The organism is Syntrophomonas sp. UBA5494 (assembly GCF_002426325.1).
In genome coordinates, this window is the sequence record NZ_DIPG01000013.1 from 3,281 (window position 1) to 3,621 (window position 341).

The following is a 341-nucleotide window of genomic DNA, read 5'->3' on the forward strand; positions in this document are numbered from 1 at the left end:
TATTTTATGGAGGCTGATCCCCAAGGAGAGGTTTTTAACGCTCCGTTGGATGTTACGTTTCAGGACATATCCGTAGTCCAGCCGGATATTTTATATATTTCCGGCCTTCAACAATCAATAGTGAAAGACACCCGCATCGATGGTCCTCCCACCCTGGTGGTGGAAATTTTGTCTCCTTCCAACGGCCGCAAAGACCGCCTGCAGAAATTGCAGATATATCAGGAAGCCGGGGTGCAGCATTACTGGATAGTGAATCCCCAGGAAAATACCCTGGAATGTTTTGCTCTGCAAAACGGCTTATATACCCTGGCTGCGGCGGGAATGGACCATGATGTGGTAGA

The 341-nt window shown here is 48.4% G+C and carries 1 protein-coding gene; it reads left to right on the forward strand.

The window, feature by feature from the left end; all coding sequences use genetic code 11:
- Positions 1-6: 6 nt before the first annotated feature.
- Positions 7-341, forward strand: a 335-nt coding sequence (locus tag B3W37_RS01845; protein WP_483174611.1) for a Uma2 family endonuclease, incomplete at its 3' end; no start/stop codon positions are given.